This is a genomic window from Lysobacterales bacterium, assembly GCA_016703225.1.
Classification (GTDB): domain Bacteria; phylum Pseudomonadota; class Gammaproteobacteria; order Xanthomonadales; family Ahniellaceae; genus JADKHK01.
The window spans coordinates 918,652-940,304 of sequence record JADJCM010000003.1 but is presented as its reverse complement, the minus strand read 5'-3'; the positions used below and the strand labels follow the sequence as shown (position 1 = coordinate 940,304).

Annotated in this window: 19 protein-coding genes and 1 tRNA gene; 13 read left to right on the top strand and 7 right to left on the bottom strand. The window is 66.6% G+C overall.

Features of this window, described 5'->3' with window-relative positions; genetic code table 11:
• The first annotated feature begins 12 nt into the window (after window positions 1-12).
• The 3 genes from IPG63_17485 to IPG63_17475 are packed head-to-tail and all read left to right on the top strand — an operon-like array spanning window position 13 to window position 6,253.
• Window positions 13-762: a sigma-70 family RNA polymerase sigma factor gene (locus tag IPG63_17485; GenBank protein MBK6728980.1), complete on the top strand. Its 750-nt coding sequence runs from the start codon at window positions 13-15 to the stop codon at window positions 760-762.
• Window positions 759-3,518, top strand: a complete 2,760-nt coding sequence (locus IPG63_17480) for a protein kinase (GenBank protein MBK6728979.1) — start codon at window positions 759-761, stop codon at window positions 3,516-3,518. Before IPG63_17485 ends, IPG63_17480 begins: the two co-directional genes overlap by 4 nt.
• The gene (locus IPG63_17475; GenBank protein ID MBK6728978.1) at window positions 3,515-6,253 is read left to right on the top strand and encodes a serine/threonine protein kinase; all 2,739 of its coding nucleotides are present in this window, start codon (window positions 3,515-3,517) and stop codon (window positions 6,251-6,253) included. The genes IPG63_17480 and IPG63_17475 overlap by 4 nt, the downstream gene beginning before the upstream one ends.
• Window positions 6,254-6,274: 21 nt before the next feature.
• Here IPG63_17475 and IPG63_17470 read toward each other — a convergent pair whose 3' ends face one another.
• Window positions 6,275-6,538: a hypothetical protein gene (locus IPG63_17470; protein ID MBK6728977.1), complete on the bottom strand. Its 264-nt coding sequence runs from the start codon at window positions 6,536-6,538 to the stop codon at window positions 6,275-6,277.
• A 263-nt stretch (window positions 6,539-6,801) separates the two neighbouring features.
• Between IPG63_17470 and IPG63_17465 the strand changes: the two genes are divergently transcribed.
• Entirely contained in the window at window positions 6,802-7,512 is a 711-nt protein-coding gene (locus IPG63_17465; GenBank protein ID MBK6728976.1) for a pseudouridine synthase, read from the top strand.
• A 122-nt stretch (window positions 7,513-7,634) separates the two neighbouring features.
• Here the strand turns inward: IPG63_17465 and IPG63_17460 are convergent, their stop codons facing one another.
• Genes IPG63_17460 through yidD form a run of 3 tightly spaced genes read right to left on the bottom strand, consistent with a single transcriptional unit; the run spans window position 7,635 to window position 10,103 of the window.
• Window positions 7,635-8,453, bottom strand: a complete 819-nt coding sequence (locus tag IPG63_17460) for a M23 family metallopeptidase (protein ID MBK6728975.1) — start codon at window positions 8,451-8,453, stop codon at window positions 7,635-7,637.
• Window positions 8,450-9,793: a dihydroorotase gene (locus IPG63_17455; GenBank protein MBK6728974.1), complete on the bottom strand. Its 1,344-nt coding sequence runs from the start codon at window positions 9,791-9,793 to the stop codon at window positions 8,450-8,452. The genes IPG63_17460 and IPG63_17455 overlap by 4 nt, the downstream gene beginning before the upstream one ends.
• A gap of 28 nt (window positions 9,794-9,821) precedes the next feature.
• Entirely contained in the window at window positions 9,822-10,103 is a 282-nt protein-coding gene (gene yidD, locus IPG63_17450) for a membrane protein insertion efficiency factor YidD (GenBank protein MBK6728973.1), read from the bottom strand.
• A 125-nt stretch (window positions 10,104-10,228) separates the two neighbouring features.
• On the opposite strand from yidD, the gene dksA reads away from it, so the two are divergent.
• Entirely contained in the window at window positions 10,229-11,278 is a 1,050-nt protein-coding gene (dksA, locus tag IPG63_17445; GenBank protein ID MBK6728972.1) for an RNA polymerase-binding protein DksA, read from the top strand.
• 51 nt (window positions 11,279-11,329) lie between these two features.
• On the opposite strand, the gene IPG63_17440 is transcribed toward dksA, so the two are convergent.
• Both IPG63_17440 and IPG63_17435 read right to left on the bottom strand, forming a co-directional pair.
• Window positions 11,330-11,749, bottom strand: coding sequence for a SufE family protein (locus IPG63_17440; protein MBK6728971.1), 420 nt, complete (start codon window positions 11,747-11,749; stop codon window positions 11,330-11,332).
• A complete protein-coding gene (locus IPG63_17435) occupies window positions 11,746-13,134 on the bottom strand; it encodes a cysteine--tRNA ligase (GenBank protein ID MBK6728970.1) in 1,389 nt (462 codons plus the stop codon). Before IPG63_17435 ends, IPG63_17440 begins: the two co-directional genes overlap by 4 nt.
• Window positions 13,135-13,227: 93 nt before the next feature.
• On the opposite strand from IPG63_17435, the gene IPG63_17430 reads away from it, so the two are divergent.
• From IPG63_17430 to argH, 8 genes are all read left to right on the top strand, one after another.
• Entirely contained in the window at window positions 13,228-13,788 is a 561-nt protein-coding gene (locus IPG63_17430) for a glycine zipper 2TM domain-containing protein (protein ID MBK6728969.1), read from the top strand.
• Between the two features lie 245 nt (window positions 13,789-14,033).
• Entirely contained in the window at window positions 14,034-15,071 is a 1,038-nt protein-coding gene (locus IPG63_17425; protein ID MBK6728968.1) for an N-acetylornithine carbamoyltransferase, read from the top strand.
• Entirely contained in the window at window positions 15,068-16,285 is a 1,218-nt protein-coding gene (locus IPG63_17420; GenBank protein ID MBK6728967.1) for an argininosuccinate synthase, read from the top strand. The genes IPG63_17425 and IPG63_17420 overlap by 4 nt, the downstream gene beginning before the upstream one ends.
• Window positions 16,278-17,372 (top strand): acetylornithine deacetylase, encoded by a 1,095-nt coding sequence (locus IPG63_17415; GenBank protein ID MBK6728966.1) that lies wholly within the window; start codon window positions 16,278-16,280, stop codon window positions 17,370-17,372. The genes IPG63_17420 and IPG63_17415 overlap by 8 nt, the downstream gene beginning before the upstream one ends.
• Window positions 17,359-18,675 (top strand): acetylglutamate kinase, encoded by a 1,317-nt coding sequence (locus IPG63_17410; GenBank protein ID MBK6728965.1) that lies wholly within the window; start codon window positions 17,359-17,361, stop codon window positions 18,673-18,675. The genes IPG63_17415 and IPG63_17410 overlap by 14 nt, the downstream gene beginning before the upstream one ends.
• A gap of 2 nt (window positions 18,676-18,677) precedes the next feature.
• On the top strand, window positions 18,678-19,295 hold the full coding sequence (locus IPG63_17405) for a GNAT family N-acetyltransferase (GenBank protein ID MBK6728964.1): 618 nt from the start codon (window positions 18,678-18,680) through the stop codon (window positions 19,293-19,295).
• On the top strand, window positions 19,286-20,239 hold the full coding sequence (locus IPG63_17400; protein ID MBK6728963.1) for an N-acetyl-gamma-glutamyl-phosphate reductase: 954 nt from the start codon (window positions 19,286-19,288) through the stop codon (window positions 20,237-20,239). Before IPG63_17405 ends, IPG63_17400 begins: the two co-directional genes overlap by 10 nt.
• Entirely contained in the window at window positions 20,236-21,528 is a 1,293-nt protein-coding gene (argH, locus tag IPG63_17395; protein ID MBK6728962.1) for an argininosuccinate lyase, read from the top strand. The genes IPG63_17400 and argH overlap by 4 nt, the downstream gene beginning before the upstream one ends.
• Before the next feature lie 46 nt (window positions 21,529-21,574).
• On the opposite strand, the gene IPG63_17390 is transcribed toward argH, so the two are convergent.
• Window positions 21,575-21,651 (bottom strand) — tRNA-Pro (locus tag IPG63_17390).
• Window positions 21,652-21,653: the final 2 nt, after the last annotated feature.

Below are 21,653 nucleotides of genomic sequence, written 5' to 3'. Positions count from 1 at the left end.
CAGTGTGATGCGATGCGCCTCGATGTAGCGCCGAGCCTGCTTGAACAGTGCATTCGGGATCTCGATGGTGGTTTTTCATATGGGCGCCCATGTCCGGAAGTGCGGGCGCCCTTACTAGTGTTGCCGGCGCCGATTTCCCTCTGGCCCGCCGACAGCGCAGAATCGGGCATCGGCGTGGGCCTGGGGGCGGATGTGGCGCAGGACGACGGCAAGGGTGCGGACCTGACCGGCTGGCTCGCGGCCTGGCACGGTGGCGATCGTGCCGCGGCCGAGCGATTGTTCTCGAAGGTCTACCGCGAATTGCGGCAGATGGCCGCGGGTCTGCTCTCGGGCGGGGCGCCGGCGCGCACGTTGCAGCCGACCGCGCTGGTCAACGAGGCGATGATCAAGCTGATCGGCGGCACGCCCGACTTCGAGAATCGCGCCCACTTCTTTGGCGCCGCCGCGCGCGCGATGCGACAGGTGCTGGTCGACCATGCGCGTCGCCACTACGCCGACAAGCGCGGCGGCGGCCAAACGCTGGAGGCGCTCGATGCCGCCGCCGGCGTCGCCATCGACGACAGCGCCGAACTGATCGCGCTCGACGATGCGCTGTCGCGTCTCGATGCGCTCGATCCGGAGGCAGCGCGCGTGGTCGAGCTGCGCTATTTCGCCGGGCTCTCGATCGAGGAAGCCGCCGTGGTGATGGGTCAGCACCCGTCCACCACCTATCGCGAATGGCAACACGCCAAGGCCTGGCTCAAGCGCGAGCTCTCGGCATGAGCGAAGCCGCCGCGCGCTACCGCCAGGCGAAGGCGATCTTCCTGCTGGCGCAGCAGCGCCCGCTGGAGGCGCGCGACGGGTTTCTGGCGGAGGCTTGCGGCAGTGACGCGGCCTTGCGCGCTGAGGTCGAGGCGCTGTTGGAAGAAGACCGCACGCGTGGCGCTGCGCTCGATCATCTCGACCATGCCAGCGCGCTTCCGAAGCTGCCGCCGGGGTACCGGATCGAGCGCGAACTGGGTCGCGGCGGCATGGGCGTGGTCTGGCTGGCCGAGCGCGACAGCGGAGACTTCAAGCAGCGTGTGGCGCTGAAGCTGCTCGGCTTCGACGCCTTGCGCGATCCCGACCGACACGCCCGCTTCCGCGCCGAGCGGCGCATCCTCGCGAGTCTGGAGCACCCAAACATTGCGCGCCTGATCGACGGCGGCAATCTCGCCGACGGCACACCGTTCCTGGCGATGGAATACGTCGAGGGCGAGCGGCTGGATGTCTGGGTCGAGCGTGCCGCGCCCAAGCTGCGCGAGCTGCTGCGCCTGTTCGTCGCGATCTGCCGCGCGGTGCAGGCCGCGCACCAGCGGTTGATCGTGCATCGCGACCTGAAGCCGGCGAACATCCTGGTCGATGGCTACGGTGCGCCCGCGCTGCTCGACTTCGGCATCGCCAAGCTGCTCGACGACAGCGTCGAGGCCGAAGTCGCGACCGGCACCGGCATGCAGCTGTTGACGCCGCGCTACGCCGCACCCGAGCAGGTGCGCGGCGAAGCGATCACCACCGCGACCGATGTCTATGCGCTGGGCGTGATCCAGTACGAACTGCTCACCGGCAGTTCGCCCTACGGCCGCGCGGCGGCGATGCCGGACCAGTTGCGCGCGATCTGCGACACCGAGCCGGCGCGCCCCAGTCAGGCCACACGCGCCACCGGCACCACCTCGGCTGCGCACCTGCGCGGCGACCTGGACGCGATCCTGCTCAAGTGTCTGCGCAAGGAGCCGGGCAAGCGCTACCGCGGCGCCGCCGAGCTCGCCGACGATCTCGAGAGCTTCCTCGACGGCCGCCCGGTATCGGCACGCGCCGGCAGCACCCGCTATGCGTTCGGCAAGTTCGTCGCCCGCCACCGCGTGCTGGTCGCGAGCACGGCGGTGGTGTTCGCGGTGCTGGTGGTAGCCATGCTGTTGCTCAGCCGGCAGCTGGCCGAGACCCGCCGCGAGCGCGATATCGCCGAACATGAGCGCGACCGCGCCACGCAGAGCTTCGCCCTGCTGCAGGAAGTGTTGGTCAGCGCCGATCCGTCAATCAGCAAGGGCGAGGAGCTGACCGCGCGCCAGATCCTCGAAGCGGGAGCGCGGCGCATCGAGGCGCAGGCCTGGGTCGCGCCGGAACTGCGCGCCGAACTGCTGGCGCGGATTGCCGACACCGAGACCACGCTCGGCATGCGCGAGACGGCGCGCGCCCACCTCGACCGCGCCGATGCGCTGACCGGCCCGGATGATGTCGCGATCCGCGGGCTGATCGCGGTACGCAGGCTGGTGTCGGCCAGCGTCGCGGGGGAGATGCAGGAGGTCGAGTCGCAGAGTGCCGTGCTGCTCGCGCAGATCGACGCAGGAGACAGCACGCTGTCGCTTGCAGACCGCGCCGACGTGCTGATCACGCGCGCCAACGCGCTGAACTTTCTCGGACGCGGCGGCGAGAGCCTGGTTCTGCTGCAGCGCGTGCTCGCGCTGCTGCCGCAAGGGCCGGAGCTGGCGCGCAAGCGTCTTTCGGCGCACAGCCAGCTCGGCCAGAACCTGCAGAACCTCGGGCGGCTGCAGGAGGCCGAGTCGCACCTGCGCGAGGCGCTGCGGGTGAGCCTGGCAAACGGTTTCGACCCGCTGCGCGTCTCGCGTGATCGCAACAACCTGGCCGGGGTGCTGGCGATGCAGGGGCGCTTCGCCGAGGCGATGGCCGAACACCGGCTTGGCATTGCGGACTTCATCGCGGTCGCCGGGCGCGAGCATCCGGAATACGGCGTGCGCCTGAACAATCTCGGCATGACCGAATACGGCGCAGGGGATATCGATCACTCGCTGCAGCACATGCGTGAATCGGTCGCGCTGAACCGCGAACGCTATGGACCGCAAAGCCACATCGTTGCCGTGGCCGAGGCCAACCTGGCCGGCGTACTCACCGCCGCCGGGCGCTTCGCGGAAGCGCAGTCGCTGATCGGTGCGGCGCATGCGAGCCTGCTCGCCAAGTACGGGTCGAACAGCCTGCTGGTGCTGCGTGCCGCGCGCGCGGCCGGGGTGCTGGCGATGGAACAGCAGGACTTCGCAGCCGCGCGGCGCTGGTTCGGGGCCTGCGAGCAGACCGCGCGCGCAGCGCAGCTCGAAGCCAATCCGGCGACGATGCGTTGCCAGGTCGGACTCGCGGAACTGGAACTCTACGGCGCCGACATCGATGCCGCGTCGACGCGCATGGAACGGGTCGCGGTACAGGCGGCGAAGCTCGACCCGCGCCACTACGAACGCGGCATGGCGACGCTGGTTGCGGCGCGACTCGCGTTCGCCGCGGGCGATCGCGAGTCGCTGGCGCAGCAACTCGGCGCGGTGTCGGACGAAGCGTTGGTCGAGCTCTGGCAGCTCGCCTGGCGCGACCTGTTGCGCGCCGCTGGCGAAACCCGTTGTGACGCGGCCGCGGCAAACGCCCGCGGCCTGCTGCTGGCGCGCTCCGGACGCCCGCATCCGCGCTTCGCGCCGCTGTGCGCGAAAGAGGACGGGGCATGAGCGAGCAGGCGGAGCGCTATCGCCAGGCCAAGGCGATCTTCCTGCTGGCGCAGGAACGGCCGCTGGCTGGGCGCGCGGCTTTCGTGGCCGAGGCCTGCGGCGACGATGCCGAACTGCAGCGCGAGGTCGAGACCTTGCTCGCCGACGACCAGACCCGCGGCGCCGCGCTCGACCATCTCGACCACGCGCCGGCGTTGCCGAAGCTGCCGCCCGGATATCGGATCGAACGCGAACTCGGTCGCGGCGGCATGGGCGTGGTCTGGCTGGCCGAGCGCGACAACGGCGACTTCAAGCAGCGCGTGGCGCTGAAGCTGTTGGGCCACGACGCCTTGCGCGATCCCGACCGGCGCGCGCGGTTCCGCGCCGAGCGACGCATTCTCGCCAGCCTCGAACATCCGCACATCGCGCGCCTGATCGACGGCGGCACGCTCGCGGATGGCACGCCGTTTCTGGCGATGGAGTTCGTCGATGGCGAGCGTCTCGATGTCTGGGCCGAACGCGCACGACCGGACCTGCGCGAGCTGCTGCGGCAATTCGTCGCGATCTGCCGCGCGGTGGCAGCGGCGCACCAGCGCCTGGTCGTGCACCGTGACCTCAAGCCGGCGAACATCCTGATCGACGCTTACGGCACGCCCAAGCTGCTCGACTTCGGCATCGCCAAGCTGCTCGACGACAGCGTCGAGGCCGAAGTCGCGACCGGCACCGGCATGCAGCTGTTGACGCCGCGCTACGCCGCACCCGAGCAGGTGCGCGGCGAAGCGATCACCACCGCGACCGATGTCTACGCGCTCGGCGCTGTGCTGTATGAACTGCTCACCGGCAGCACGCCGTTCGCGCGCGCCTCCTCGACTCCGGACCTGCTGCGCGCGATCTGCGACACCGAACCGCTGCGCCCGAGCGCGGCACTCGCCGGCACCACGCATGCCGGCGGCACCACGGCTTCGAACTTGCGCGGCGACCTCGACGCGGTGCTGCTCAAGTGCCTGCGCAAGGAACCCGGCAAGCGCTACCGCGGCGCCGCCGAACTCGCCGACGACCTCGAAGCCTTCCTCGACGGCCGCCCCGTATCCGCCAGCGCCGGCAGCACCCGCTACGCGCTCGGCAAGTTCGTTGCACGCCATCGCGTGCTGGTTGCAAGCGCCACTGTCGTGTTCGCAGTGCTGGTTGTGGCGCTAGCGCTGACCAATCGGCAGCTCGAGGAGACGCGCAGTCAGCGAGATCTCGCCGCGCAGGAGAGAGATCGGGCGGAAGCGGTGACCGAGTACCTGGTCGATGTATTCGAGCAGGCCACGCCTTTGCGGCATGGTGGCCGCGAGCCTACCGTTCGGGAGGCGCTGGAGTCGGGAGCCAAGCAGTTGGAGCAGGACCGACGGCTGCCGGAGGAGACACGCGGCGTCATCGAAACAGCCATGGCCTCGGTGCTGCAGGATCTCGGTGATTACGACACCGCGATCTCGATTGCGCAGCGAGCAGTAGCGCGTTTCGAGCTGCAAGCAGTGAGAGACCCCCGGCGCTACGCCGAAGCGCTGGCAAGACGCGGTTCGTTGCGACAGGAAAAGGGGCGCTACGCGGAAGCGGCGGCGGACTTCCGCCTGGCGATCATCGCTCTCGGGCGAGCGGACCCAACCGCCACCGCGTCCTTGCTCAACAACCTGGCGACCGTGGCGATGGACCGTGACCGGCCGGAAGAGGGTGATCGCTATCGAAAGCGGGCGATGAAACTGCTGCTTGTCCTTGCGGGCAGCGAGACCCTCGAACAGGCGGCGAAAGAGGTTCCGTCGGGAGAAGTCGCCGAATTGATGGCCGTAGTTGCGCACAATGAGTGCGGAGTCCTGGAGATGGGCGGGCACTATGCCGAAGCGCTGCGTGTGTGCGAAGCGACCGTGACGTTGAAGCGCCGGCTCTTTCCGGAGTCGCCAGCGAGATGGCAAGGCACGCTCTCGGTCATCGGCAATGTCCACTCCGGACGCGGCGACTACGCTGCGGCTGCGCGTGCTCATGGCGAGGCGCTGGAGATCTCGGAGCGCGTGTTCGGCCCGCGGCATCCGCAGGTGGCCATCGCGTCCTTGAACCTGGGGGTGGACCTGCGGCAACTGGGGGACATCGCTGGCGCCCGCGACGCCTACCAGAAGGCCGCGTCCATCTTCACTGGCAGCCAGGGGCCGGAACATCGATACACACTGATCGCACGCAACAATCTCGCCAATCTCGAAATTGACGCAGGCAACTTCGCCGAAGGACTCGCCGAGCACCGCGCGATCATGGAGATTCGCCGTCGCGTGCTTGGCGCTGACGCGCCTGAACTCGCGCAATCGCTGTCGAACATCGCGAATGCGCTGTCAGCGTTGGGGGACGAGAGCGGTGCAGTCGCGGCCAATCGCGAAGCGCTGCGGATTCTGCAGCGGGTTCGCAGCAGCGACCACCCCGATCTCGGGTATGCCCGCCTCGATCTGGCCCAGCGGCTGGTCAGTCGGGGGCAGTACGAAGAGGCGTTGGCATTGCTCGAGTCGGCGCACGCGTGCTTTGCAGGAACGGGTGATAACGCGCTTGCACGCGCGCAGATCGACTTTCTTCGAGCACAGGCCCGCATCGACCAGGCCGGGCAACGCGAAATTTCCATCGCTTTGGCGCGCAGTGCGCTGGCTGTGGCTCAAGCTCAGCCGGACAACGACCGAATCGATCCGGTCGAAGTCCAGGCATGGCTGGAGAAGCACGGAGCAGCGTTTGGGCCTTGAACGGCGAGGCAGGCGCGATGGTTACTGCTCGCAGCCGAAACCGACCATGCAGAGCAGCCACGTGAGCATGTCTCCGCCATTGAGTCCTGGCGTATCACCAAAGTTGCCGCCGGCACCGGCAACCGTGTCGCCGCCATTCAGTCCCGGCGTATCACCGAAATTGCCCGTGGCTTTGATGGTGGTGGGCATGTCAGCGCCATTGAGGCCCGGGGTGTCGCCGGCGCTGGCGGTGGAAGCAAAGGCGAGGAGAGCGGCGAAAGTCGTCGTGGCGAGGAACTGCTTCATGGGAGAACTCCGGAGGTGGCTGAAAAGGTGTAACGATCCGTTACAGCCAGGCATCGTAGGGGAGACTGTCGCGCCGGAGCAAGCGCGGGATCTGCAGGCCTTCTGCTTTGGCGAGAGCATTCCGAGTCCCGCGCGCGAGCTTGCCGCGCAATTCCGAACCGACTGCGGCCGCGGGCACCCTCAGCGCTCGTGCCCATCGCGCGATGTGACGGTTCGGCGGCGATGTGCCAGCATCGCGCCCCGTTTTCGATCGAGCGCCCGCCATGCGCATCAGCAAACACATCGCCGACACCGGATTTTGCTCGCGCCGCGAGGCGGACAAGTTGCTGGCCGAGCGGCGGGTGACGGTGAATGGCGTGCCGGCCGCGGTCGGCACGATGTACGCGGAGGGCGACGACGTGCGCGTCGATGGCCAGGGCCTGCGCGCGCGGGTGAAGAAGGCGGGGCGCACGCATGTCTACATCGCGTTGAACAAGCCGGTCGGCGTCACCTGCACCACCGACACATCGGTGAGCGGCAACATCATCGACTTCGTCGGCCACGAGAAGCGCATCTTTCCGATCGGCCGCCTCGACAAGGACTCCGAAGGCCTGATCCTGCTGACCAGCAACGGCGACATCGTCAACGAAATCCTGCGCCACGAAAACGGGCACGAGAAAGAATACCTGGTCGGCGTCAACAACGAAGTCACGCCGGAGTTCCTGCGTGGCATGGCCAAGGGCGTGCGCCTGCACGAGCAGACGACCAAGCCCTGCAAGACCGCGCGCATCGCCCGCTTCGGCTTCCGCATCGTGCTCACCCAGGGCCTGAACCGGCAGATCCGCCTGATGGCGGCGGCCTTCGGTTATCGCGTGGCCGAGCTGCGCCGCGTGCGCATCGACAACGTCAAGCTCGGCGCCCTCAAGATCGGCCAATGGCGCAACCTCACCGACGCCGAATTGCACGGGCTGATTCCGGGAAGGGCCGAGTGGTGACGGCGTGCTGCAGCGGTGTCACCGGCGGCGCTGAGGTTGGGTGCCGGAAAAAGTCGGGCTGAAGCCTGACCCACGTTCGGAGCCCTGTGGGTCAGGCTTCAGCCTCACTTCTTGCACAGCAACTACTTCGGCATCGGGCCGGCGGCCAGCTGCGGATCCAGTCGTGTCTCGAACCAGTTCATGCCCCAGTGCAGGTGCGGGCCGGTGGCGCGGCCGGTGGCGCCGACGGCGCCGAGCACCTGGCCCTGTTTGATGCGTTGTTCGGGCTTCACGTCGATGCGGCTCATGTGCACGAACACGCTCGATAGCCCGTACCCGTGGTCGAGGATGACGGTGCCGCCGGTCAGATACAGGTCGTTCGCGACGAAGCTGACGATGCCGCCCGCAGGTGCATGGATCGGCGTACCGGTGCCGACCGCGATGTCGACGCCGTAGTGCGGATTCTTCGGCGTGCCGTTGAGGATGCGCTGGCTGCCATAGACACCACTGATGCGGCCCGTGTTCGGCCAGAGGAAGCCGAAGCGCCAGTCCTGGCGCGGATCATCGCGTTCGCGCGCTGTCGCAACCATTGCCTGCTCACGGGCGATGCGCGCGGCCAGCTTCGCGTCGGGATTGACCGTGGACTCGGGCAGGCCATCCACGCGTTCGATCGCGAATTCGCGCGGCGTGACCGGAATCTCGAACGCCTGCGCGGCGCCATCGCGATAGCGTACGTTCACCGCCACGCGGCCGTTGATGTCGCGGCCAAGCCCGAACACGAAACTACCGTCTTCGCTCACGCGCAGACTGCGCCCGCCAAACTGCACCTCGGCGCCCGGCTCGGTGCGGCCGACCACCAGCGCGCCCGGCGTGGTCGAGGCGGGCAGCTCGGTGCGCAGTTCCAACGCGCTGGCGCCGGCTGCGAGCGCGGCCAGCACCAGGGCCGAGGGCGCGCGCATCATTGCGCGTCGAATTCCAGCCGCATCGCCAACGCCGGCTGATCGAACGCTCCGTTGTACCAGACGCGGCGGCCGTTGACGAAGGTCGAGTGGATCGACGATCGAAACGTATCTCCCTCGAACGGCGACCAACCGCAACGCGACAGCGTGTCCTCGCGACGCACGAGCTGCGAACGGTTCGGATCGACCAGCACCAGATCGGCGAAACCGCCCTCGCGCAGGAAGCCACGGTCGCGAATCCGGTAGCGCTTTGCGGCCGCATGGGCGAAGCGTTCGACCAGGGTGGCGACCGCGAGATCACCATCGAACGCGCGCTCCAGTGCGCATTGCAGCGCGTGCTGCACCAGCGGCAGCCCGGACGGCGAAGCGGTGTAGTGGCGCGACTTCTCCGGCAGCGTGTGCGGTGCATGGTCGGTGGCGAGCACATCGATGCGGCCCTCGACCAGCGCGCGCAGGATGGCCGCGCGATCCGATGCGTGCTTGATCGCCGGATTGCACTTGATCAGCGCGCCGCGGCGCAAGTAGTCGCGGCTGTCGAAGTGCAGGTAATGCACGCAGGTTTCCGCAGTGATGCGCTTGCTTTCGATTGGCCCGGGTTCGAACAGCGCCACTTCCTCAGCAGTCGAGAGGTGCAGCACGTGCAGGCGCGTGCCGTGCCGGCGTGCGAGCGCCAGCGCCAGCGTGGTCGACTTGAGGCAGGCTTCGCGCGAACGCAGCTCCGGATGCAGTTCGACCGGGATGTCGTCGCCGAAGCGCGCCTTCGCGGCCGCGACGTTGGCGTCGATCATCGGCGTGTCTTCGCAGTGCGTGATGATCGTGCACGGCGCCTCGCGGAAGATCGCGTCCAGCGTGTCGGGATTGTCGACCAGCATGTTGCCGGTAGATGCACCCATGAAGATCTTCAATCCCGGCACGCGCTTCGCGTCAATGCGGCGGATCTGGTCGAGATTGTCGTTGGTCGCACCGAGGTAGAAGCCGTAGTTCGCCGCCGAAACTTCCGCCGCACGCGCGTACTTCGCCTCCAGCGTCTCGATGTCGACCGCCGGGGGTTTGGTGTTCGGCATCTCCAGGTAGCTGGTGATGCCGCCTGCTACGGCTGCGCGCGATTCGCTGGCGATGTCGCCTTTGTGCGTCAGGCCGGGGTCGCGGAAGTGCACCTGCGAGTCGATCATGCCGGGCAGGAGCCACAGGCCGCTGGCATCGATCACGGTTTCGTCCGCGCGCGCCTGCAGGCCGCGTTCGATGCGTTCGATGCGACCCTCGGCGATGCGCAAGTCGGCATGGAAGCTGCGCCCCTCGTTGACCAGCAGGGCGTTCGTGATCAGCCAGCGTGGGTCGCTCATGGAGGGCTCGCGTTGTGGAGCGCAGATTCTAGCGGTCCGGGGCATCCGGCGGCGGGTCGGAGGAGGCGTTGCGTGCCCAGAAGCGTCGGGTGAACCTCTCCGGCACCGGGTCGAGTCCGCCTTCACACAACGGTTGGCAGCGCAGCAGGCGCGTGCTGGCCAGCAACGAGCCGCGCATCGCGCCATGGCGTTCGATCGCGGTGATCGCGTAGTGGGAGCAAGTCGGGTGAAATCGACAGCGTTGCCCGAGCAGCGGGCTGAGGAAACGCTTGTAGGTTTGCAGTGACTTGATCAGCAGGCGATCGATCATGCGAATATGCTAGCCGCTGCATCGCGGTTGTGACCGCCGGCTGCATCAGATATAAAGCGCCCCCTTTGAGGCGTCGGGCTTTCCGGCATCTCGATTGCAAGCAACTGGACGGAGGTTGTCCGATCATGGCAAAACCCGCAAAGAAGCCCGCCGCCAAGGCGAAAGCCGCGAAGTCCGCCGCCAAGGCGGCAAAGAAGCTGGCGGCGAAGAAGGCCGCGAGCAAGACCCCGGCAAAGAAGCCCGCTGCGAAGCCGGTGGCCAAGAGCAGCCTGGTCAGCAAGCTCAAGTCGTTGCTCGGCAAAGGCAAAAGCCCGACGAAGCCGACGAAGCCGACCAAGCCAGTGAAACCCGCGAAACCGGTCAAGTCGGCCAAACCCGCGAAGGCCGCGAAGCCGGCGCCCGCCAGGAAGCCGTCGAAAGCGGTCAAGCCAGCGGCCAAAAAGCCCGCGTCGAAGCCCGTCACCAAGCCTGTGCCGAAGCCCGCTGCGAAGCCCACGGCCAAGCCTTCGGTGAAACCGTTGGCGAAGCCGACGCTGGCTGCGCCCGTAGTGAAGCCGACCATGCCGCAGAAGGGCCCGGCCAAGGCCGCAGCCCAGATCGCAAGGCCGATCCCGCCGCCACTGGTCAAGCCGACGCCCGCGCCGGGCAAGCCTGCGAGCAATGTGCGCAAGGCGGTGGCAGTGGCACCGAAGGTCGACAAGAATTCCAGGAAACAGCAGAGCCCGATGCAGCCAGTACGTCAGTTGGAAAAGAAGAAGCCCGTACGCGTGAACCTCCCCGCCGGCTACAGGCCGAACGCGAAGGAGCGCTACATGAACGAGTTCCAGGTCGAGTATTTCCGTCAGAAGCTGCTCGGCTGGAAGAACGAACTGGTCGAAGAGTCGAAGCAGACCATCGACAATCTGCGCGACGAGGTGCGTGACGTCGGTGACGAAGCCGAGCGTGCCACGCGTGAGACCGAGAACTCGCTGGAACTGCGCACGCGCGATCGCTACCGCAAGCTGATTTCGAAGATCGACGAGGCGCTGCGCCGCATCGAGGACGGCGAATACGGTTTTTGCATCGATACCGCAGAGGATATCGGTTTGGACCGTCTTGAGGCACGTCCGACCGCGGAACGCACGGTGGATGCGCAGGAGCGCTGGGAGCACCGTCAGCGCCAGATCGGCGATTGATCGCACTCCTCGCGATGACACGAAGACCCCGCTGCGGCGGGGTCTTCCGTTTCAGGCCTTGGCGGCGGTGTCCTTGATCCTTGCGATCAGTGCGGCCAGACCGTTGGCTCGGGTGACCGACAAATGCTTGCCCAGGCCGATGGCCTCGATGAACAGAGGTTCGCAGGCGAGGATCTCGGCGGCGCTGCGTCCGGAATACACGCGCAAAGTGAGGGCAATCAGCCCGGACACGATCGAGGAATCGCTGATCGCGTGGAAGACGAGTTTGTCGGCGTTTCCTTCATGGACGACCCAGACCATCGACTGGCAGCCATGCAGGCGGTTCGCCTCGGTGCGCCATTCCTCGGGGAAGGGCGGCAACTTGCGGCCAAGGTCGATCAGGTACTGGTAGCGCTCGCTCCAGTCTCCGAAGAAACCGAACTCGTCGGCGATTCCCTGCTGGACCGGGTCGGTCAGCGCGACGTCGCTCATTTCGCGGCGACCTTCCAGCGCGGACCGGCCGGCGTGTCCTCGACTTCGATGCCCTTCTCCGCCAGTTCCTTGCGGATGGCATCGGCTTTGGCGAAATCACGCGCCTGCTTCGCCGCGTGGCGTTCCTGGACGCGGGCGTCGATGGCGGCGGTATCGAGCTTGCTTCCCGCAGTGCCGCGCGCGAACCATGCTGCCGGGTCTTGCTGCAGCAGTCCCAGCGCAAGGCCACCGGAAAGCAGCTCCGCCTTCAGTCGTGCGCGATCGGCATCGTTGTCTGCGCGACGCGCATCGGCAGCGATCTGTGACAGCGCGGCCAGGGCTTGCGGCGTGTTCAGATCATCGAGCAGGGCCGACTCGACGGCGTCCGGGACCGTGCCGGGTGCGGCTTCGATCGACACCAGATCGCGCAGGGTGCCGTACAGCCGGTCGAGACTGCGCACGCATTGCTCGATCAGGCCCTCGGTCCAGTCCAGCGGCTGGCGGTAGTGCGCCGACATCAGCGCCAGGCGCAGCGCCTCGGCCGGGTGGTGGGCCAGCACCTCGTCGATTCGGAAGACATTGCCGAGCGATTTCGACATCTTGCGCCCGTCCATGTTGAGCATGCCGTTGTGCAGCCACCAGCGCGCGAACGGTTTGCCGCCGTGGGCGCATACCGATTGCGCGACCTCGTTCTCGTGATGCGGAAACTGCAGGTCGATGCCGCCGCAATGAATGTCGATGGTCTCGCCGAACGCGGACTCGCACATCGCCGAGCACTCGATATGCCAGCCGGGGCGGCCGCGGCCCCAAGGTGAGTCCCAGCCGGGCAGTTCCGGCGTGGACGGCTTCCACAACACAAAGTCGCCGGCGCTGCGCTTGTACGGCGCCACTTCGACACGCGCGCCGGCCAGCATCTCGTCGGTCGAGCGCCGCGACAGTTGGCCGTACTTTGGATAGGTGTCGACCGCGAACAGCACATGGCCTTCGGCGGCATAGGCGTGCCCGGACTCGATCAGGCGCTCGCACATCGCGATGATCTGCGGGATGTGCGCGGTCGCGTGCGGCTCCAGATCGGGAAGGTCAACGCCGAGCGCGCCCATGTGTTCGCGATAGGCGGCGGTGAACTTGTCGGTGATTGCCGTGATTGGCACCTGTTGATCGATCGCCGCCTGGTTGATCTTGTCGTCGACATCGGTGATGTTGCGGGCATAGACCAGTTTCGGATAGTGGCGGCGCAGCAGCCGCGCGAGGATGCCGAACACTACTGGACCACGCGCATTGCCGATGTGCACATAGTTGTAAACGGTGGGTCCGCACACGTACATGGTCACGCGGTCGTGCTGCAGCGGCACAAAACGCTCGGGCTGGCGGGTCATGGAATTGAACAGGGTCAGGGGCATCGGCATGGGTCCTGGCGAGCTGCCTAGTCTATCCGCCATTAGCAGCCGTTCAGTCCGTACCTGCTGTAATTTCACTGACTTCCCAGGAACGCGCCGACCATGAATCGCAACCTGATCGCTCTTGTGCTCGCCCTCGCCAGTTCGCTGGTTGCGGCCCAGTCCGCGTCCTACGACGACCGTTACGGACGAGCGCCTGCGGCCGAAAGTGTCAGTTACGGGTATGCCGATGTGTTGCGCGTCGATCCGGTCTACGAGACCGTGATGACCAGCGAACCTCGCGAAGAATGCTATGAACGCGATGGTCGCTATCGCGGCCGTTCCGGCGGCGATCCGAGCGGTGGCACCGTGCTCGGCGCAATCATCGGCGGGGTCATCGGCAACCAGGTCGGCAAGGGCGACGGTCGCCGCGCAGCAACGGTTGCCGGTGCGGTCATCGGCGGCGCCATCGGCCACGATGTCGACAAGAACAACGGCTCCGCCGGCGGGCGTTACGAGCGCGGTGGCGAGGTCTGCCGTATGGTCGAGGTGCAGCGCGAGGAGCGGCGCGTGGTCGGTTACGACGTCGAATACCGCTACCGTGGCGAAGTGTTCATGTCGCGGCTCGACTACGACCCGGGCGAGCGCATGCGCGTGCGGGTGTCGATTGCGCCGGCGGACTGATTCCGCTGGCAAGCATCGAAGTTCGGGGCCGCCTTGCGCGGCCCTTTGCTTTTTCCAGCCATCGCATGTTTCAATGCGGCCATGCAGCAATTCAACGCCAACGCCATGTTCAACAGCTCGGCCTACCAGGCCTCGGGCATGACCTCGCGCGCGCGCCGTCGATCCGACTGATCCGGCCGGCATTCCGTTTTTTCCACGAAGCCCGGCCCTGTGCCGGGCTTTGTCGTTTTCGTCCAGGAGAATCCATGATCCGCCATTTCTTGAATACACAGGACCTGAGTCGCAACGAACTCGACGGCTTGCTCGACGAGGCCGCGTGCCTGAAGCAGTCGCCGCTCGGCAAGGACCTGGCCGGACGCACCATCGCGCTGCTGTTCTTCAATCCGTCCATGCGCACGCGCACCTCGTTCGAGATCGGCGCCTGGCAGCTGGGCGCACACGCCGTGGTGCTGGCGCCGGGCAAGGACGCCTGGGGCATCGAGTTCGAGCCGAACGTGGTGATGGATGGCGATGCCGAAGAACATGTCGCCGAGGTCGCGCAGGTGTTGTCGCGCTACTGCGACCTGATCGGCGTGCGGGCTTTCCCGAAATTCCGCGACTGGGCCCATGACCGCGAGGACCGCGTGTTGAAGGCTTTCGCCAAGCATTCGCGGGTGCCGGTGATCAACCTCGAGACGATCACCCATCCCTGCCAGGAACTGGCGCATGCGCTGACCCTGCGCGAGAAATTCGGCCGTGACCTGCGCGGCAAGAAGTACTTGCTGACCTGGACCTGGCACCCGAAGCCGCTGAACACCGCGGTCGCGAATTCGGCGCTGACGATCGCAACCCGACTCGGCATGGACGTGACCCTGCTCTGTCCGAACCCGGACTATATCCTCGACCCGCGCTACATCGATATCGCGAAGCAGAACGTCGGCGAAGCCGGCGGATCGTTCCGCATCACCCATGACATCGAGGACGGTTATCGCGGCGCCGACGTCGTTTATGCCAAGAGCTGGGGCGCGCTGCCTTATTTCGGTGCCTGGGAAGGCGAAGCGCCGATGCGCGCGATGCTCAAGCATTTCATCGTCGACGAAGAAAAGATGGCGCTGACCAACAACGGTCTGTTCTCGCATTGCCTGCCGCTGCGCCGGAACATCAAGGCCACCGACGGCGTGATGGATGCGCCGTACTGCGTCGCGGTCGACGAGGCCGAGAACCGCCTGCACGTGCAGAAGGCGGTGATGAAACAACTCATTCAATGGCAGTCGAATCAGCAAGAGACGGGAGCAAAGGCATGAGCGGGAAGGACGACAACAAGCGGGTGGTACTGGCGTTCTCGGGTGGTCTCGACACCAGCTTCTGCATTCCCTACTTGCAGGAGCGCGGCTGGGAGGTGCACACCGTGTTCGCCGATACCGGTGGTGTCGATGCCGAGGAGCGCGCCTACATCGAGCAACGCGCCGCCGATCTCGGGGCCAAGACGCACCAGACCGTCGATATCGCGCAGCCGATCTGGGACTCGTTCGTGGTGCCGTTGATCCAGGCCGGGCAGTGGTACCAGGGCCAATATCCGCTGTTGGTCTCGGATCGCTACCTGATCGTCGAGCATTCGCTGAAGCGTTGCGACGAACTCGGGACGCGGGCGTTCGCACACGGGTGCACCGGCATGGGCAATGACCAGGTGCGCTTCGACCTGACCGTGAAGGCGCTCGGCGACTACGAGATCCTGGCGCCGATCCGCGAGATCCAGCGCGAGGTGGGCGAGGTGCGCAAGTACGAACGCGAATACCTGGAAGCGCGCGGCTTCGGCGTGCGCGACAAGGTGAAGGCGTACACCATCAACGAGAACGTGCTCGGCGTGACCCTATCCGGCGGCGAGATCGACCGCTGGGAGGAACCCGGCGTCGGCGCGCGTGGCTGGTGCAAGCCGCGCGCACAGTGGCCTGTGCAGCCGCTGCGACGCCGGATTCGCTTCGAGCAGGGCGTCGCGGTCGCGGTCGATGGCGTCGCCATGAATGGTGCCGCGATCCTGGCGCAGTTGAACCGCGAGTTCGCCGATTACGGCGTCGGTCGCGGCCTGTACACCGGCGACACCACGATCGGGCTCAAGGGTCGCATCGTCTACGAGGCGCCGGCACTGACCGTGCTCGCTTGCGCGCACAATGCACTCGAGGAAGCCGTGCTGACCAAGGCGCAGAACCGCTTCAAGCCGATGATTGGGCAGAAGTGGGTGGAACTGGCCTACGAAGGCTTCTTCCATGATCCGCTCAAGCGCGATTGCGAGGCGTTCATCGCGTCCAGCCAGGCGCGCGTGAGCGGCGAGGTCACGGTCGAGACCCAAGGGGCCAAAGTCGATGCCATCAAGGTCGAGTCCGACTACCTGCTGACCAGCCGTGGCGCCACCTATGCGCAATCCGCGAACTGGGGTGTGGCCGAGGCCGAAGGTTTCATCCAGCTCTATGGCATGTCGTCCAGCCTGTGGGCCGAGAAGGGCAGGGCCAAGGGTGCGTGAGCAGATCCTGAGCCATCTCGAACGACTGGTCGCGTTCGACACACGCAATCCGCCGCGGCGGATCGACGAGGGCGGCATTTTTGCGTACTGCGCGTCGCAGCTGGCCGGATTCGACGTGCGCATCCGTGATCATGGTGCCGGCTCGGTCAGCCTGTTCGCGACGCGGGGCACGCCGCGCGTGCTGGTCAACGTGCACCTCGATACCGTGCCATCGAGCCCGGCCTGGACCGCCGCACCGCACGTGTTGCGCGTCGCCGGCGATCGCGCGATCGGGCTCGGCGCCTGCGACATCAAGGGCGCAGTCGCGGCCCTGCTGGCCGTCGTGCAGCAGGTGCCAGGCGACATCGCCTTGCTGTTCACCAGCGACGAGGAAGCCAATGATGCCCGCGGCGTCGCCGCGTTCCTCGCCGAGAAGCCGGCCTTCGACGCGGTGCTGGTCGCCGAGCCGACCATGTGCAAAGCCGTGCTTGCGCATCGCGGCATCAGCTCGGTGCTGCTGCATTTCAGCGGCCAGGCCGGACATGCCAGTGGTGCGAACGCGCTGCTCGATTCGGCGCTGCACCAGGCGGTGCGCTTCTCGAACGCGCTGCTCGATCGCGTCGAAGCCGACCGCTCCCTGCGCTTCGGTGGACTGACCGGCCTGCGCCTGAACATCGGTCGCATCGAGGGTGGCATCAAGGCCAACATGATCGCGCCGACGACCGAACTGCGCTTCGGGTTCCGCCCCTTGCCGTCGCAGGAGGTCGAACGCCTGCATGCGGACTTCCGTGCCCTGCTGCCGGTGGCGGAGCGTGCGGTGTACCAGGAGACGTTCCGCGGACCGTCGTTGCCGAGCGGCGACGTCGCCACTGCCGAGGAACGTCGATTGGTCGCGCGCGATCTCGCCGATGCGCTCGGCCTGCCGATCGGCAATGCCGTCGATTTCTGGACCGAGGCCTCGCTGTTCTCGCAGGCCGGCTACCACGCGATCGTATTCGGCCCGGGCGACATCGCTCAGGCGCACACGGCGGACGAATGGGTCGCGCTCGAACAACTCGAGCGCGCAGCAACGCATTATGCAAAGGTGATCCAACATGGACTCGGCTAAGGACGTGCGTCCCGTCATCCTGCGCCTGCTCTCGGGCATCGGCAGCGCGAAGGAGATCAACCAGTACCTGAAGCGCTTCTCGCAGCTCGATGCGGCGCGCTTCGCCGTGGTCAAGGTCGGTGGCGCGATCCTGCGCGACGAGATCGAGGATCTCGCGTCCGCGCTCGCCTTCCTGCAGCAGGTCGGGCTGACGCCGATCGTCGTGCACGGCGCCGGCCCGCAGTTGAACGATGAACTCGCCGCTGCCGGCATCGACACGCCGACCCGCGATGGCTTGCGCGTCACCTCGCCCGAGGCACTGGCGGTGGTGAGGCGCGTGTTCCATGCCGAGAACCTCAAGCTGGTGGAGGCCCTGCATGCGGTCGGCGCGCGCGCGAGTGCGATCGTCGGCGGCGTGTTCGAAACCGAGCTGCTGAACAAGCGCAAGTTCGGTCTGGTCGGCAAGGTCACCAACATCGACCTGACCCAGATCCAGGCCTCGCTGCGCGCGAGTTCGATCCCGATCATCGCCTCGCTCGGCGAAACCCCGGGCGGGCAGATCCTGAACATCAATGCCGACATGGCCGCGAACGAGCTGGTGGTGCGGTTGAAGCCGTACAAGATCGTGTTCCTGACCGGCACCGGCGGGATGCTCGATGGCGACGGCGAGCTGATCGATTCGATCAACCTGAGCACCGATCTCGATGCGCTGCGCGCCGCGCCCTGGCTGCATTCGGGCATGCGTCTGAAGATCGAGCAGATCGCCGACCTGCTCGATCGATTGCCGCTGTCGAGTTCGGTCTCGATCACGCGCCCGGCCGAACTCGCCAAGGAGCTGTTCACGCACCGCGGGTCCGGCACCCTGGTGCGCAAGGGCGAGAAAATCAGGGTCCACAGCAAGTGGTCGACGCTCGACAAGAAGCGCCTGCAGGCACTGATCGAATCCGGTTTCCGCCGCAAGCTGACGCCGGACTGGTTCGAGAAGACCCGGCTGCTGCGCTGTTACGTGTCCGAGAACTATCGTGCCGCGCTGGTGATCACGCTCGATGAGGGCATGCCCCACCTCGACAAGTTCGCGGTCGCCGACGACGCGCAAGGCGAGGGCCTCGGGAAGGCCGCCTGGCAGGTCATGCGCGCGGACACGCCGAAACTGTTCTGGCGCTCGCGCCCGGACAACACGGTGAACGAGTTCTACACCGAGGAGTGCGATGGTTGCCTGAAAGGCGAGAAGTGGACGGTCTTCTGGTACGGCCTCGAGTCCTTCGACGAGATCGAGCGCGCGGTCACGCATTGCCGCGTACGTCCGGCGACCTTGAAGGGATGAACATGCTCGGAGCCATCGATCCAACCTGGTGGGTGCAGCCGGTGGCGCTCGCGAGCCCGCAGGTCTCGCTGTCGCCGCTGTTGCCCGAACATGCCGAGGCGCTGGGGCGCGCGGCCAGCGATGGTGAGCTGTGGCGACTGTTCTACACCTCGGTGCCGACGCCGCAGACCACGGTCGATTACGTCGTGCAGGCAATGCAGCAACAAAGCGCTGGCTGGGCGGTGCCCTTCGTCGTGCGTGACCCCAGTGGCGAGATCGTCGGCAGCACGCGCTACTGCAATATCGACGTCACCAACAGGCGCCTGGAGATCGGCTGGACCTGGTATGCGCAGCGGGTGCAACGCACGGCATTGAACACGGCCGCCAAGTCCCTGCTGCTCGCGCACGCCTTCGAGGCGCTCGGCGCCGGTGCCGTCGAGCTGCGCACCAGTTACATGAACCATCGCTCGCGCGCCGCCATCGCCCGCCTTGGCGCCAAGCAGGACGGCATCCTGCGTAACCACATGAAACTTCCCGGTGGTGGATATCGCGATACTGTGGTGTTCTCGATCATCGAATCGGAGTGGCCGGCGGTGAAGCGCAATCTGCAATTCCTGCTGGAAACGGGAGCATGTCCATGAATGCGAAACGCATCGGCATCGTTGGTGCACGCGGCCATGTCGGCCAGGAGCTGCTGCGCCTGCTGGTCGCGCACGGCGAGCTGGAGGTCGACTTCGTCGCCTCGCGCGAATGGGCGGGGCAGGAGGTCATCGTCGACGACGACAAGCCGTTCGGCCTGCTGCGTTACGAGCACCTGAGCGCGGACGCGGTCAGCCGGCGCCAGGTCGATGCGATCGTGCTCGCGTTGCCGAACGGACGTGCGGCCGAGTTCGTGACCGCCATCGACGCGCGGGGCCACGATCCCGTGCTGCTCGACCTCAGCGCCGACTATCGCTTCGACGACGGCTGGTATTACGGACTACCCGAACTGACGCGGTTCAGCGCGCCGGGTCAGCGCCGGATCAGCAACCCGGGTTGTTACGCGACCGCGATGCAGCTGGCACTGGCGCCGATCGCCGATCTGTTGTCCATGCCGGCGCAGTGTTTCGGCGTGTCCGGCTACAGCGGTGCCGGCACCACGCCGAGTGACAAGAACGACCCGTTCAAGCTCAAGGACAACCTGATGCCCTACAGCCTGATCGGGCATCTGCACGAGCGCGAGGTGACCCGCCATCTCGCGCATCCGGTCGAGTTCCTGCCGCACGTGGCCGCGCATTTTCGTGGCATCACCATGACCGTGAATGCGCATCTGTCCGACCGCTGCGATGTCGAGACCTTGTACGAACGCTTCCGCGACCGCTATGACGACGAGCCGCTGATTTCGATCCGCGAGGAGGCGCCGTGGGTGTCGTCGATCGCGAACAGGCACGGCGTGCTGATCGGCGGCATCACCGTCAGCGAAGACCAGCGTCGCGCGGTCGTGGTCTGCGTGCTCGACAACCTGCTCAAGGGCGCGGCGACGCAGGCGATGCAAAACCTGAATCTCGCGCTCGGCTTCGACGAGCTCAAGGGCATCGAACTGTGACGGCGCCGATCTGGAACAAGGCAGGCGTGGAGATCGACGCGGAGTTGATGCGCTTCATGGCCGGCGACGACGTGCGTCTTGACCGTGAACTGCTGGTGCACGACATCGCCGCCAGTGCGGCGCACGCGCGCGGCCTGGCGCGCATCGGCATCGTGACCGCAACGGAGTGCGCGCAACTCGAGACCGAGCTCGCGGCGCTGTCGAGCGCATTTGAGAGCGGTGCCTTCGTGCTCGATGAGCGCTTCGAGGACGGCCATAGCGCCATCGAATGGTGGCTGACCGAACGGCTCGGCGATCTCGGTCGCAAGATCCACACCGGGCGCAGCCGCAACGACCAGGTGCTGGTCGCGTTGCGACTGTGGCTGAAGCAGCAGTTGCTCGACACGCAGCAAAGCTGTGTCGGCATCGCGGCATTGGCGCTGCAACGTGCCGACGCCGAGGGCGACTTGCCGATGCCGGGCTACACCCACCTGCAGCGCGCCATGGTTTCGTCGACCGGCATGTGGTGGGCGGCGCTGGCCGAGTCGTTCATCGACAACGCCGAACTCGCGCGGCAGACGCGATCCTGGATCGACGCCAATCCGCTTGGCACCGCCTCCGGTTATGGCGTGAACCTGCCGCTGGATCGAGCGGGCGTCAGCGCCGACCTCGGCTTCGCGCGCTTGCTGCTCAACCCGATCGCGGCGCAGTTGTCGCGTGGCAAGTTCGAATGGCAGGCACTGGCCGTGTTGGCGCAGGCCTTGAACGACGTGCGCCGCTTCGCCTGGGACCTGAGCCTCTACAGCAGCGCCGAGTTCGGCTTCATGGCGCTGCCGAATGCCTTCACCACCGGCTCCTCATTGATGCCGAACAAGCGCAATCCCGATGTCGTCGAGCTGCTGCGTGCGAGCCCGTCGGTGGTGTACGGCGCGATGTCCGAGCTGCAGTCGCTGACGTCGCTGCCGCTTGGCTATCACCGCGATCTGCAGGCGAGCAAGGGACCGCTGCTGCGCGCATTCGCGCATGGCCGAGCCGCGCTCGCAGTGGCGCAGCGCCTGTTCGTGGCCGTCGAATGGAGCCCCGACGCGCTGCGTGCCGCCATCGATCAGGGCATGTACGCGACCGATCGTGCGATCGAACTCGCGGTCGCCGGTCTGCCGTTTCGCGAGGCCTACCGGCTGGCTGCGGACACCGCGAGCGAGGACCGCGAACGCAGTCCCGAGACGAGTTTGGCTGAGCGCGTGTCGCCCGGCGCCGCCGCCGCGCTGCACCTGGATGTGCTGACCACGCGCCTGCAGTTGCTGCGCTGAGGCCACAAACGACGACGCCACCCGAAGGTGGCGTCATGGTCTGGATTGGTCGGGGTGACAGGATTCGAACTTGCGACTTCTACCTCCCGAAGGTAGCGCTCTACCAGGCTGAGCTACACCCCGAA